General features: G+C 72.5%; 13 protein-coding genes. 4 read left to right on the top strand and 9 right to left on the bottom strand.

Features of this window, described 5'->3' with window-relative positions:
• Positions 1 to 7: 7 nt before the first annotated feature.
• Genes QP119_RS10600 through QP119_RS10610 form a run of 3 tightly spaced genes read right to left on the bottom strand, consistent with a single transcriptional unit; the run spans position 8 to position 2,171 of the window.
• Entirely contained in the window at positions 8 to 265 is a 258-nt protein-coding gene (locus QP119_RS10600) for a hypothetical protein (RefSeq protein ID WP_284776022.1), read from the bottom strand.
• Positions 266 to 305: 40 nt separating this feature from the next.
• Complete coding sequence (locus tag QP119_RS10605; RefSeq protein ID WP_284776024.1) at positions 306 to 953, bottom strand: response regulator; 648 nt, start codon at positions 951 to 953, stop codon at positions 306 to 308.
• Positions 954 to 983: 30 nt separating this feature from the next.
• On the bottom strand, positions 984 to 2,171 hold the full coding sequence (locus QP119_RS10610) for an ATP-binding protein (RefSeq protein ID WP_284776025.1): 1,188 nt from the start codon (positions 2,169 to 2,171) through the stop codon (positions 984 to 986).
• An 85-nt stretch (positions 2,172 to 2,256) separates the two neighbouring features.
• Between QP119_RS10610 and QP119_RS10615 the strand changes: the two genes are divergently transcribed.
• A complete protein-coding gene (locus QP119_RS10615) occupies positions 2,257 to 3,567 on the top strand; it encodes a PspC domain-containing protein (protein WP_284776026.1) in 1,311 nt (436 codons plus the stop codon).
• Positions 3,568 to 3,641: 74 nt separating this feature from the next.
• Here the strand turns inward: QP119_RS10615 and guaA are convergent, their stop codons facing one another.
• Complete coding sequence (guaA, locus tag QP119_RS10620) at positions 3,642 to 5,216, bottom strand: glutamine-hydrolyzing GMP synthase (protein ID WP_284776028.1); 1,575 nt, start codon at positions 5,214 to 5,216, stop codon at positions 3,642 to 3,644.
• A 105-nt stretch (positions 5,217 to 5,321) separates the two neighbouring features.
• Here guaA and QP119_RS10625 point away from each other — a divergent pair, with 105 nt between their 5' ends.
• Complete coding sequence (locus tag QP119_RS10625) at positions 5,322 to 6,188, top strand: EamA family transporter (protein ID WP_284776030.1); 867 nt, start codon at positions 5,322 to 5,324, stop codon at positions 6,186 to 6,188.
• Between the two features lie 94 nt (positions 6,189 to 6,282).
• Here QP119_RS10625 and QP119_RS10630 read toward each other — a convergent pair whose 3' ends face one another.
• The 3 genes from QP119_RS10630 to guaB all read right to left on the bottom strand — a co-directional run bounded on the left by QP119_RS10630 (position 6,283) and on the right by guaB (position 10,569).
• Positions 6,283 to 7,638 (bottom strand): PAS domain-containing protein, encoded by a 1,356-nt coding sequence (locus tag QP119_RS10630; protein WP_284776031.1) that lies wholly within the window; start codon positions 7,636 to 7,638, stop codon positions 6,283 to 6,285.
• Positions 7,639 to 7,689: 51 nt separating this feature from the next.
• Positions 7,690 to 8,826 (bottom strand): GuaB3 family IMP dehydrogenase-related protein, encoded by a 1,137-nt coding sequence (locus QP119_RS10635; RefSeq protein ID WP_284776033.1) that lies wholly within the window; start codon positions 8,824 to 8,826, stop codon positions 7,690 to 7,692.
• Between the two features lie 222 nt (positions 8,827 to 9,048).
• The gene (gene guaB / locus QP119_RS10640; RefSeq protein WP_284776034.1) at positions 9,049 to 10,569 is read right to left on the bottom strand and encodes an IMP dehydrogenase; all 1,521 of its coding nucleotides are present in this window, start codon (positions 10,567 to 10,569) and stop codon (positions 9,049 to 9,051) included.
• 136 nt (positions 10,570 to 10,705) lie between these two features.
• On the opposite strand from guaB, the gene QP119_RS10645 reads away from it, so the two are divergent.
• The gene (locus tag QP119_RS10645) at positions 10,706 to 11,077 is read left to right on the top strand and encodes a DUF5319 domain-containing protein (RefSeq protein WP_284776036.1); all 372 of its coding nucleotides are present in this window, start codon (positions 10,706 to 10,708) and stop codon (positions 11,075 to 11,077) included.
• A gap of 116 nt (positions 11,078 to 11,193) precedes the next feature.
• On the opposite strand, the gene QP119_RS10650 is transcribed toward QP119_RS10645, so the two are convergent.
• A complete protein-coding gene (locus QP119_RS10650) occupies positions 11,194 to 11,979 on the bottom strand; it encodes a hypothetical protein (protein ID WP_284776038.1) in 786 nt (261 codons plus the stop codon).
• Positions 11,972 to 12,544, bottom strand: coding sequence for a sigma-70 family RNA polymerase sigma factor (locus tag QP119_RS10655; RefSeq protein WP_284776039.1), 573 nt, complete (start codon positions 12,542 to 12,544; stop codon positions 11,972 to 11,974). The genes QP119_RS10650 and QP119_RS10655 overlap by 8 nt, the downstream gene beginning before the upstream one ends.
• A gap of 341 nt (positions 12,545 to 12,885) precedes the next feature.
• Between QP119_RS10655 and QP119_RS10660 the strand changes: the two genes are divergently transcribed.
• A complete protein-coding gene (locus QP119_RS10660) occupies positions 12,886 to 13,173 on the top strand; it encodes a WhiB family transcriptional regulator (RefSeq protein ID WP_075663290.1) in 288 nt (95 codons plus the stop codon).
• The last annotated feature ends 51 nt before the right edge of the window (positions 13,174 to 13,224 follow it).

The raw sequence follows: 13,224 nt of genomic DNA on the forward strand, positions 1-13,224 counted from the left end.
GCGGGCCTCAGCGCCCGCCGCGGCGGTCCTGCTCGGCGCGGATGCGCTCGGAGACGTCCTGGATCTTGTTGTTCGCCCACACGTAGAACCGGTGGCAGGCGTAGAAGACCGCCCAGATGCCGAGGAACGTCGGCAGCCACCAGCCCCAGTAGAGGTCGGCCTGCCAGATGAAGATCGCCGTGAACAGCAGCGCGAACAGCAGCGTGCGGGCGGGGTCGACGTGGAAGAAGATGCGCTCGCGTCCGCGGCGCTCACGTGCGGCCATGGGGTGACTCCCTTCGGTTCCGGTCGGGCTCGCGGCCCGCTCAGTCGAGGTCGCGCGAGGCGGCCCAGCGCGACAGCGCGTAGCGGTTGGACTGCTGCGTCTTGCGCAGGATGTTGGAGGCGTGCGTCTCCACGGTCTTCACGGAGATGAACAGCTCCTTGCCGATCTCCCGGTAGGTGTAGCCGCGCGCCAGAAGCCGCAGCACCTCCAGCTCGCGCGGGGTCAGCTCGTCGACCACGGGGTCGTGGGCGCCGGCGGCCGCCGGGCCGTGGCCGGCGAAGGCGTCGAGGACGAAGCCGGCCAGCCGCGGCGAGAAGTAGGCGTCGCCGCCGTCGACGCGCTCGACGGCGTGCGCGAGCTCCGCGCCGTCGATCGACTTGGTCACGTAGCCACGGGCGCCCGCGCGGATCACCGAGATGACGTCCTCGGCGGCGTCGGAGACGCTCAGCGCCAAAAAGCGCGGCTCCACGCCCGCGTCGTGGACCCGGCGGATGACGGCCACCCCACCGCCGTCGGGCATGTGCACGTCGAGCAGCACCACGTCGGGCCGGGTGCGCACGATGCCCGTGACGGCGTCGGCGACGGTGCCGGCGTCGCCGACGACCTCGCAGCCGGGCTGGACGCCCAGCTCGGCGCGCACGCCGGAGCGGAACACGGAGTGGTCGTCGACGAGGAAGACTCGGGTCATGCGGCCCAGGATACCGCCCACCTGGCCCACTCAGTCGAGCTCCACGGCCACGCGCACCTCGGTGCCCTCCCCCGGCCTCGATCGCACCGTCGCCCTGCCGCCCATGCGCTCGACGCGCCCGCGCACCGAGTCGGCCAGCCCGTGCCGGTCGGCGGGCACGGCCTCCGGGTCGAAGCCGCGGCCGCGGTCGCGCACGAAGATCTCGAGGCGCCCGCCGAGCAGCTCGGCGTAGACGTCGGCGCGGTCCACCCCGGCGTGCTTGGCCACGTTCACGCACGCCTCGCGCGCGGCCAGGACGGCGGCCTGCGCGACGTCGGAAAGCGGCCTGTCCTCGCCCACGGTGACGGGCGCCAGGTGCAGCCCGAAGAGGTCCTCGACCTCGCCGCAGGCGCGCTCCAGCGCGCCGAACACGCTCAAGGTCTGCTTCTCCTGGGTGTCGAAGAGCCACTGGCGCAGCTCGCGCTCCTGGCTGCGCGCCAGCCGCGAAACGGTCTCGGGATCGGCGGCGTTCTTCTGGATCAGAGCGAGCGTCTGCAGCACGGAGTCGTGCAGGTGCGCGGCGATCGCGGCGCGCTGCTCGCCGGCGAGCTTCTCGGCCCGTTCGGTGGACAGCCGCTCGGAGACGCGCAGCGCGGCGGGCACGCCGATGACGGCCACGCCGGCCAGGGTGAACACGACGGCGGTGAGGGCCTGGACGAAGCCGTCGGAGCTGGTGCCCACCAGCAGCACGATCACACCGACAAAGACCAGGCCCGTGCCCACGACCACCGAGGTGACCCCGGCCGGCCCGCGCACACCGCGGTCGTAGGCCTGCCAGGCCAGCACGGCGCCGAGCGCGACGACGACCAGCGGCACCGCGAGCTCGAAGTTGAACCCACCCTCCCCGTCGATGCTCACCGACATCGTCGAGCCGAGCACCAGGGCCACCAGGATCAGCCCCCACCACCCGGCGCCGGGCACGCGGGTGCGCGTCGGCGGGGCATCGGCGGGCTCGGCGTCGCGCGAGCTGGCCAGCCAGATCCCGGCGTAGATCAGCACGCCCACCCCGCCGGCGGCCGTCAGGCCGAGCAGCACCAGGCGCACCCAGAACACGTCGACGCCGAGGTGGCGCGCGAGACCGGCGGCCACGCCGGCGAAGACGGCGTCCTCGCGCGGGCGGGTGTAGACCGGGTAGGCCACCTCCCCGCGGGCGCGCGCGCCGGACTGCTTTCGGAACATGCCCTCCATCTTCCCTGCCGAGGCGCCCGGACACATCGGGGGTTTCCCTGATGCGCTCCGATGACGCACCGGAGACAATAAACATATGGACACCAACACCGCGGGCGAACTGGCCCGCCGCATCTGGGCGACGCGCCCGCCGCGCCTGTCGGGCTCCCCGGGCGCCGGGGTGTGCGAGGGCATCGGCGTGCGCTACCGCATCGACCCGATGCTCGTGCGCGTGCTCTTCGTCGCGGGCGCGTTCATCTGGGTGACCAGCGTGCCGATCTACCTGATCCTGTGGGGCCTGATGCCCCGCTACGGCGTGCCGTACTCTCCGTTCGAGTCGCTGGGCCGCCCCGGCTCCGACAGCGAGGACCGCACGAGCGGCATCCTGCTGCTCATCTTCGCCGTGCTGACCTCGGGGCTGCTCGGCTCGAGCCTGGTCGACGGCTCGGCGCTGGCGTTCCTGCTCTCCCTGGCCCTGGCCGCCGGCGCGTTCGTGCTGCTGCACAAGCGCACCCCGGTGCCGCCGCCCGGGCTGATCGCCACCCCGATTGACGACGCCGCGCAGCGCCCCGTCGACGGGGACGCACCCGTCGACGGGGCGCACGACGGCGCAGGCGCCGTCGGTGCGGGTGCCGCCGGTGCCGCCGGTGCCGCGCCGTGGGCGGACCTGACCGGCTACGAGGTGGCCGAGGGCTGGCCGGACCCGCGCGCGGGCGCGCAGCGTCAGGCCCCGGCCGGCAACTGGGACCCGCTGGGCGCGGCGCCCTACGACTGGCGCAGCCAGGGCCGCACCGGCTACTGGGCGGGGAACCCGGACTCCACGGGGGCCGGCTACCCGAACGGCGGCACGGGCGGTGGCGCAGGCGGGGCGCACGACGCACCGTGGTACGCCGACGCCGGGGTCGGGGCCGGCGCGGGCGGGGCCACCCACTACCCGGGCGCGGACTTCGTCGAGCAGCCGAAGAAGAAGAAGCGGCTCAACTGGCCGCTGATCATCGGCGGGGTACTCCTGGCCGCGCTGCTCGCCGGGGCCGCGCTGGTGGTCGCCGGCGGCACGCTCTTCGGCGAGGACCGCCACGCCCCCGCCTCGGAGGCGGAGCTGCAGGACGACTACGAGGGCGGCCTGCGTGCCGTGACGGTGGACCTTACCGGCGTCGGCGCGCTCGACGAGGACCACACGGTGACGGTGAGCTCGGGGCTGGGCCCCACCCAGGTCTTCCTGCCGGCCGGCGTCCCGTTGGAGCTGCAGTGCGAGGAGGGCCTCGGCGAGATGGAGTGCACCTCGGGCGACTACAACCGCGACGCGCCGGGGGCGCGGCTGACGGTCGTCGTCGAGGGCGGGCTCGTGCCCTCGCCCACGACGGTCGCCGTGGTCGACGACCCGCCCGCGGACGGCGACGCGGACTAAGCGGGTCCCCGGACGCCGGGGTGGCCTGCGCGGTCTCTCCCCCGGCACCCCGGCTCAGACCGACGCGGGGCGGGTCACTCCCACTCGATGGTTGCCGGCGGCTTCGAGGTCACGTCGAGGACCACGCGGTTGACGTCGGCGACCTCGTTGGTGATGCGCGTCGAGACGGTCTCGAGGACCTCGTAGGGGATGCGCACCCAGTCGGCGGTCATGGCGTCCTCGGAGGAGACCGGGCGCAGCACCACGGGGTGGCCGTAGGTGCGGTGGTCGCCCTGCACGCCCACCGAGCGGACGTCGGCGAGCAGCACCACGGGGCACTGCCAGATCTGGTCGTCGAGGCCAGCGGCGGTGAGCTCCTCGCGCACGATGGCGTCGGCGGCGCGCAGCGTCTCGAGGCGCTCGGCGGTCACCTCGCCGATGATGCGGATGCCCAGGCCCGGGCCCGGGAAGGGCTGGCGGGCGACGATGACCTCGGGCAGGCCGAGCTCGCGGCCGACGGCGCGCACCTCGTCCTTGAACAGCAGCCGCAACGGCTCCACCAGGGTGAACTCCACGTCGTCGGGAAGCCCGCCGACGTTGTGGTGGCTCTTGATGTTGGCGGTGCCGGAGCCGCCGCCGGACTCGACGACGTCCGGGTACAGGGTGCCCTGCACCAGGAAGTCGACGCTGGCGCCGGCGGGGGCGTCGGAAAGCACGCCGGAGACGGCGCGCTCGAAGGAGCGGATGAACTCGGCGCCGATCGCCTTGCGCTTGGCCTCCGGCTCGGTCACACCGGACAGCTTGGCCAGGAAGGCCTCGGACTCGTCGACGGTGACCAGCTTGGCGCCGGTGGCGGCGACGAAGTCGTTCTCCACCTGCTCGCGCTCGCCGGCGCGCAGCAGGCCGTGGTCGACGAACACGCAGGTCAGACGGTCACCGATGGCGCGCTGCACGAGTGCGGCGGCCACGGCGGAGTCCACACCGCCGGACAGCCCGCAGATCGCGTAGCCGTCGCCGACCTGCTCGCGCACGCCCTCGATAAGCTCCTGGGCGATGTTGGCGGCGGTCCAGTCCTGCTTCAGACCCGCGACGTCGGTGAGGAAGCGGGTGAGCACCTCCTGGCCGTGCGGCGAGTGCAGCACCTCGGGGTGGTACTGGACGCCGGCCATGCGCTTCTCGGGGCACTCGAAGGCGGCCACCGGCGCGCCGGCGGAGGTCGCGGTGGCGGTGAAGCCCTCCGGGGCCTCGGTCACGGCGTCGCCGTGGCTCATCCAGACCTTGTGGGTGTGCTCGAAGCCCTGGTGCAGCACGCCGGAGTCGACGGTGAGGTCGGTGCGGCCGTACTCGCGGCGGCCCGTGGCGGAGACGGTGCCGCCGAGCTGCTGCGTCATGACCTGGAAGCCGTAGCAGATGCCGAAGACGGGCAGGCCCAGCTTCAGGATCTCCGGGTCCGGGGAGGGCGCACCGTCAGCGTAGACGGAGGCGGGCCCGCCGGAGAGGATGAGGGCAGCGGCGTTCTTCTCGCGCACCTCGTCGGCGGTGATGGTGTGGGGCACGACCTCGGAGTAGATGCGGGCCTCGCGCACGCGACGCGCGATGAGCTGCGCGTACTGGGCACCGAAGTCCACGACGAGGACGGGGCTGTTCTTGGTCTCGATCGGCTGCGTCACGGTGAATGATCCTAGTCGATGCGCCGGTGGCACCCCGATTCGGCTCCGGGGCCCTCGAGGGCACCTGCCGTGACCCGGGCGCGGTGATGGTCCATCCTGGTGGGCGTGAACCGCTCCCCCGTCCCGGCCGGCACCGCGCCGGATCGCTCGCGCGCCACCGGCGTGCTCCTCGTGCTCGGCTCGTGCGCCTCCCTGCAATTCGGCGCGTCGGCGGCCACCCAGGTCTTCCCGGCGGCCGGGCCCTGGGGTGTCACGGTGCTGCGCCTGGCCTTCGCCGGGATCGTGCTGACGGCGCTGGCCCGCCCGCGGGTCGGCGCGTGGTCGCGTGGGACGTGGGTCAAGGTCGTGCTCTTCGGCGTCTCGCTGGGCCTGATGAACGGCTTCTTCTACGCCTCGATCGCGCGCATCCCCCTCGGGGTGGCCGTCACGGTCGAGTTTTTGGGACCGCTGCTCCTGGCCGCGACCACGGGGCGGCGCGCCCGCGACTTCGCCTGGATCGCCGTCGCACTCGCCGGCATCCTGCTCATCGGCTTCGACTCGCTGGACCCGCTGGGCATCGTCTTCGCCCTGGTGGCCGGGGCGTTCTGGGCGGCCTACATCCTCTCCTCGGCCCGAGTGGGCGCCGCCGTCGACGGGCAGGGCGGGCTGGCGGTCGCCTTCCTCGTCGGGGCGCTGGTGCAGGTCCCGGCGGGCTTCCACGGTGCGGGCGTGATCCTCGCGGACCCGACCCTGATCGGCTGGATGGCGCTGACCGCGCTCTTCGGTTCGCTGGTGCCCTACGCCCTGGGGCTCGGCGCGCTGCGCCGGCTGCCGGTCGGGGTCTTCGGCATCCTGCTCTCGCTGGAGCCGGTCTTCGCCGCCGCCATCGGCTGGTGGCTGCTCGGCCAGACCCCGAGCGCGGCGGTGTGGGCCGCGGTGGTCTGCGTGGTGGCCGCCAGCGTGGGCACCACCCGCAACAAGCCGGGCGCGTAAGCCGCCGTCTCGGCCCCGGGCAGAGGCCGGTCGGACCCCGGTCCGAGGCTGGCCGGGGGTCGCCTACCGGGCCGTCGTCGGGGCTGCCGGCCGACTACCAGCCGCGGGTGGCGCGCTGCAGGGCGTCCTCGACCTCGGCGACGAGGTGGCGCAGCTCGGTGACGTCCGGGCGGGCCAGCGCGGAGAGCGATCCGGAGGCTGCGGTCAGCTGGGCGGCTGCGGCCCGGGTCTCCTCGGCGGCGGCGGTGACGGTCTCGACGAGCTCGCGGGCCCCGCCCGTGAGGTGCTCGACGTCGGTGTCGTTAAGCCAGCCGGCGATCACGCCCTGCACCGGCTCCATGATGCGGGCGACCGAACCGGCCTTGGAGTTCAGGCGGGTGACCAGGCGCTCCTCGCGGGTGACCTGCTCGTCGAGGGAGTCGATGCCCGCCTTCAGCGCGGTGTACAGCGCCGTGAGGGACTCCGGGGAGTCCGCGGCGCCCGGCTCGACGGCGAAACTGCCCGCCGCCGCAGTCTGCAGGCGCACCAGCGCCAGCGAGAACAGCGCCTCGCGCGAGGAGCGGTCCACCCGCTCGATGAGCCCGGAGAGCTCCCCGAGGTAGCCGCTGACGATGCCGTGCATGTTCGCCCAGATCTGCAGCGGGGCCAGCAGCAGGGTGCGCTGCGGGCCGGTCAGGTCCAGCTCCTCAGCAGCCGCGCGCACGCGCTCGCCGGCGCCGGCCGCCTCGGAGACGCGGGCGGTCAGCCCGCCGAGATCCTCGGCCAGCGCCCCAGTCTCCTCCTGGCCGTGGGTCCAGTCGCCGAGCAGGTCGTGGGCGCGGCGCAGCGCGGTGATCATCTCCGCGACGGCCGCCTCGGCCGTGGCGGCGGTGCCGTCAGCGGCGTCGGCGGCGTCGACCACCGGGGCGTCGGGAAGCGTGGCACCGGCGGCCTCGCGCGCGGCGAGCTCGGCGGGAAGCAGCCCCCACTGGAAGCGCTCGTAGCTCTCGACGCCGAGGGCCTCAGACAGCGCCGCGGCGGTGCGCTGGGCGACCTCGCGGCGGGTCTGACCGGACTCCTCCGCCTCGCGCTCCTGCTCGCGGACCTCGGTGTAGAGCCCGAAGGCCGTCTCGGCGGCCTCGGTCATCGGGCGGGTGCGCACAGAGAGGTAGCCGCCGGCGGGCAGCGGGGTGACCGTGGCCAGCACCTCGTAGGGACTGCCGTCGGCGGCCCGGTTGCGCACGAAGCCCGCGAACGGGCGCTTCGCCTCGAGGGCGTCCCACATCGCACGGAAGACGCCGGCGGGCATGTCGGGGTGGCGCACGATGTTGTGCGGGGCGCCGACGAGCTCCTCGAGCGGGTGCTTGGACAGCCGGACGAAGACCTCGTTGGCCAGTGTGATGCGGCCCTTGTCGTCGGTGGTGGAGAAGAAGACGTCGTCCAGGCCGACCGGGTTCTCTTGCCGGTCCATCGTCAGTTTTCAGCTCTGTTTTCAGCTCGGGGGCTTCGCGGGCGCGCTCGCTCAGCTCAGCGCCAGGTCGACCTTCTGGAAGGACTTCACGTCGGTGTAGCCGCACTTCGCCATCGCGCGACGCAGGCCGCCGACCAGGTTCTCCCGGCCCGACGCGCTGGTCGAGGGGCCGTGCAGGAGGGTCTCCAGGCTCGGGCGCTCGCCGGTGAAGGCCGGGTGCGAGACCACGCCGCGCGGGAAGCGCGGGTGGGCGGCCACGGACGGCCAGTAGTAGCCCTCGGCCGGGGCCTCGGCGGCCGGGGCGAGCAGCTCACCGGCGGCCACGGCGTCGGCGCCGCAGGCGATGGCCTTGGCCACGTCGCCGGAGCTCTCGATCTCGCCGTCGGCGATGATGTGCACGTAGCGCCCGCCGGTCTCGTCCAGGTAGTCGCGGCGCGCGGCGGCGGCGTCGGCGATGGCGGTGGCCATCGGGGCCTCGATGCCCAGCGCCGCCGAGGAGGTGTTCACACCGGAGCCGACGATCACGCCGGCCGCACCGGTGCGCATCAGGTGCAGCGCGGTGGTGTAGTCGGTCACGCCGCCGGCGATGACCGGCACGTCCAGGGAGCCGATGAACTCCTTGAGGTTGAGCGGCTCGCCGCCCTGGGCGACGTGCTCGGCGGAGATGATGGTGCCCTGGATGATCAGCAGCTCGGCGCCGGCCTTGATCACGTGCGGGGCGAACTCACAGGCGTTCTGCGGGCTGACGCGCACGGCGACGGTGGCGCCGGAGGCGCGGACCTCGCCGATGCGCTCGGCGAGCAGGTCGAAGTCCACCGGGGCGGAGTGCAGCTCCTGGAGCACCCGGTTGGCGGCCGGGGTGTCCACACCCTCGCCCTCGGGCTCCTTCGCGGCGGCGATCACGCGGTCGATCGCGCCGTCGAGGTCGGACTGACGGCCCCACAGGCCCTCGGCGTTGATGACGCCCAGGCCGCCCTGGCGGTCCATCTCGATGACGAACTCGGGCCCGGCCAGCGCGTCGGTCGGGTGCGACATCACCGGGATGTCGAAGGTGTAGGCGTCGATGTGCCAGGTCGTGTCGGTCTCCTTCGAGGAGCGGGTGCGCCGGGAGGGCACGATCGAGATGTCGCGCAGGTGGTAGGTGCGGCGGGCCTCGCGCCCGATGCCGATTTCGGCGTAGTCACGCATTGGGTATTTCCTCATCTCAGGGGACGACGAACGGCGGTTGTGCGCACAAGAGTTTACTCGCGGCCGCCGCACCGGGGCCAGACGGCCCGGCGGCGCAGCCGCCCACCCGGCGGTGGTACCGCCCACGGCGACCGACGGGGCGTCGTCAAGCACACGGAAGGGGCGCGCCCCGGGTGACACCCGCGGCACGCCCCTCCCCCGCCGGTACAGCAGACGCGGCGACTAGTGGTAGTTCGGTGCCTTGACGGTCTGCTGGATGTCGTGCGGGTGGCTCTCGCGCAGGCCCGCGCCGGTGATCTGGACGAAGCGGGCGTCGTGCAGCGCGGCGATGTTCGCCGAGCCGGTGTAGCCCATCGCGGCGCGCAGGCCGCCGACGAGCTGGTGGGTGATCGCGTCGATGCCGCCGCGGAACGGCACGCGGCCCTCGACGCCCTCCGGGACCAGCTTGTCCTCGCTCTTGACGTCGGCCTGGAAGTAGCGGTCCTTGGAGTAGGAGCGCTTCTCACCGGTCAGGCCGCGGCCCTGCATCGCACCCATGGAGCCCATTCCGCGGTAGCGCTTGTACTGCTTGCCGCCCACGACGACGATGTCGCCCGGCGCCTCGGCCGTACCAGCGAGCATGGAGCCGAGCATGACGGAGTCCGCGCCGGCGGCCAGGGCCTTGGCGATGTCGCCGGAGAACTGCATGCCGCCGTCGGCGATGATCGGAACGCCGGTGCCCTTCAGGGCGGCGGCGGCCTCGAGGATGGCGGTGACCTGCGGGGCGCCCACGCCGGCGACGACGCGGGTGGTGCAGATCGAGCCCGGGCCGATGCCTACCTTGACGGCGTCGGCGCCGGCCTCGTACATGGCCTTGGCGGCCTCGCGGGTGGCCAGGTTGCCGCCGACGACGTCGACGCGGTCGCCGAAGTCCTTCTTGACCCGGGTGACCATCTCGAGCACGCGGTTGTTGTGGGCGTGCGCGGAGTCGACGACGAGCACGTCGACCTCGGCGTCGACCAGCTGGGCGGCGCGCTTGTAGGAGTCCTCGCCGGTGCCGATGCCCGCGGCGACTAGCAGGCGGCCGGAGGCGTCCTTGGAGGCGTTCGGGTACTGCTCGGTCTTGACGAAGTCCTTGACCGTGATCAGGCCGGTCAGCTTGCCGTCCGGGTCGACGATCGGCAGCTTCTCGACCTTGTTGGCGCTCAGCAGCTGCAGCGCCTGCTCCTTGGTCACGCCCGACGGGGCGACCACGAGCGGCATCGGGGTCATGACCTCGGCGACCTTGCGCTTCATGTCCGGCTCGAAGCGCATGTCACGGTTGGTGCAGATGCCCACGAGCACGCCCTCGGCGTCGACGACGGGCAGGCCCGAGATGTGGAAGCGGGCGCACAGGGCGTCGACATCCTCGAGGGTCATCTCGGGGGTGCAGGTCACCGGGTCGGTGACCATGCCGGACTCCGAGCGCTTGACCGTCTCGACCTGCTCGGCCTGCTCCTCGGCCGAGAGGTTGCGGTGCAGCACGCCGATGCCGCCCTGGCGCGCCATGGCGATGGCCATGCGCGACTCGGTGACGGTGTCCATGGCCGCCGAGGCGACCGGCATGCCCAGCCGGATGTTGCGCGTGAACTGCGCGGAGGTGTCCACCTCGGAGGGGATGACGTTGGACTCCGCCGGCAGCAGCAGCACGTCATCGAAGGTCAGCCCGTTGAGCAGGACCTTGTTCGGGTCGTCCCCGCCGGTGAATACGCGCTCCTGGGTCATCTTCTTCGGTCTCCTCACTTGTGCGATCGCTCCCGGTCGCCGCCATGTGAATGGCGGTACTCCCCGTCACTTTAGTGCGGAAACGCGAGGCGGGGGTCATTGCCCTCGACAGGCGCCCTCAATAGGATCGGGCGTTGTGAACTTTGACCATCAGATGCCCCTCGACCCGTTCGCCGACGACCCGAACGACCCGGCATCGTTTTTGACCGAGGACGAACCCGTCGAGCCGATCTCCGAGGAGGAGCGCGTCGCCATCGAGCGCGATCTCGCGCTGGTCAAGGACTTCCGCCGCGTGCTCGAGCCGCGCGGGGTGCTCGGCATCGTCTTCTTCTGCGAGGACTGCGAGATCTACCACTACTTCGACTGGGCGATCCTGGCGGCGAACATGCGCGCCACCCTGCGCGAGACCGTCAGCCCGGTCCACGAGCCGGGCGCGCAGCCCGACGTCGACGCCTACGTCACCTGGGACTACGCCCTGGGGTACCTCGACGGCGTGCGCGGCATCTGAATTGCCTTAATCGCCTGAATTGCCGACGCCGCGCGCATAACGCACCGCGGGGTGGGGTGCGCCGCCGGGGGCGGCGCACGACGTCGGCAATCGCGCCGCAGGCGCGCTGGCTTTCGCTAGCTGCTGCCCTGGGCGTCGTTGCCCTGCTGGCCGGACGGCGCCGGGGAGTCGGTCTCGGGCAGCAGCTGGATGGTCGTCGTCGGCGTCGGTTCGCTGGTCGGCCGCGAGGGCGGCACGGGGGCGCCGCCGGGCACGGTCGTGGTGATCACGAGGGTGCTGGTCTCGGTGACGGTCTCGGTGGCCGTCTCCGGGCGGGTGGGCTCGCCGGACTTCTCGGAGGTCTTCTCCGCGGCGGAGGTCTCGGGGGTCTCGGTGGCCTTCTCCGAGATCGTGCGCTCGAGGCGCTCGGTGGCGGTCTCGGCGGTGCGGCCCTCCATGCCGGCGATGAGCTCGCGGGCCTCGAGCAGCAGGCGGCGGGCGGTCTCCTCGTCGCCGCTGTTGCTCGCCTCCTCCATCTGGTCGAGGGTGCCGGCGAGCTCGACGAGGGCCTGCTGGTCCTGACCGCGGTCCAGCACGCCGGTGGCGTTGAGCGCCAGTCCACTGCAGGCGATGACCAGGGTCGCTGCGGCCGCGCCAACCAGGCCGGCGAGCCACGGGCGGTTGCGGCGCCGCTCGGAGAGGTCGCTGACCACGGCGTGCCGGCCGCCGGTGGGCGCGCCGGACGCACGGCTGGCGCCGGCGGAGCCTGCGAGGAAGACGGGCGCGGGCGGCGCGTCCGAGCGGACCTCGTCGCGCAGGTCCGCGAGCATGCGGGTCAGCTCGTCGGAGCCCTCCGCACCGGCACCGAGCGCATCGAGGAGCCGATCCTCCTCGCGCACCGCGTCCAGCTCTCGCTCAGCCATTGATCTCTCCCTGTTGTTCAATCAGCGTGCGCAGACGTTTCATCGCACGGAACTGGGCCACCCGAACCGCACCGGGGGTGCTGCCGACGATCTCGGCGGTCTCGTCCGCCGAGAGGCCGACCATCACGCGCAGGATCACGATGTCGCGGGCCCTCTCGCCCAGTGAATCGAGAAGTGCGCGCACTCTGTTACTGCCGTCGGCGGCGAGCACCGCGGCTTCGGGTCCCTCGGCGTGTCCGCCGGTCTCGGGGACCTCCTCGGTGGGCACCGAGTGGTCGCGGGCCATGGCGCGGTGGGCGTCGGCGACCTTGTTGAAGGCGATGCCGTAGACGAAGGCCATGAACGGCCGGCCGCGGTCGCGGTAGCGGCCGATGGAGTTGGCCACCGCCAGGCAGACCTCCTGGGCGACGTCCTCGGCCGTCGGAGCGCGGCCGCCGCCGATGCGGGCGCGCGCGTAGCGCAGCACCTGCGGGTGGATCAGCCGGATGATCTCGCGCAGTGCCCGGCGGTCACCGGAAACCGCGTCCGGAACGAGCCGTCGCAGTTCTTCGTCGGTGTCACTCACGGCGTCTGGCGGATCTCTCTACGTGTCATCGGGGAAAGACGGGGCGTCCGGGCCGGGCGCCGGGGGCACGCGGCGGACAGGGGTCGCCCAGCATCGTATCGCGAGAGCACCGTCAACCGTCAGATAGCCGGGGACTTTGTGCCGCCCCTCCCCCGGGAGTGGGAGGAAGCTGAGAATTAACCCATCTTTAACCTTTTACGTTTCCGCTGCTCACGGAGGCGCAACCCCGGGAGGGCACCTTGTTTCCACAGTTCAGATACCGGGCGTCCACTTTTCGTTCACCGAGCAGGCTTTAACTGCGTCTGGTAACGCGGCCACGAGAGTTCACGAGGAGATAGTCGATGTCACAGCCCCACCTGCTGCCCGGTCCGAACGCGGATTTCTGGGACTGGCAGCTGCACGGAGCATGCCGCGGTAAGGACTCGGACGTTTTCTACCACCCGGACGGTGAGCGGGGTCGCGCACGCGCCCGCCGCGAGAACCGCGCCAAGGCCATCTGCCACACCTGCCCGGTCATCGACGCCTGCCGCGAGCACGCGCTGTCCGTCGGTGAACCCTACGGCATCTGGGGTGGCATGAGCGAGTCCGACCGCATGCTCTACCTGCGCCGCGAGAGCGTCCGCGTCTAAGGCGCCTGAAGCGCGCAGGCTGCGCCCCGGCGCGGCGGTCGACGTCACCGC

It is taken from the genome of Corynebacterium frankenforstense (genome assembly GCF_030211955.1).
Lineage (GTDB): Bacteria > Actinomycetota > Actinomycetes > Mycobacteriales > Mycobacteriaceae > Corynebacterium > Corynebacterium frankenforstense_A.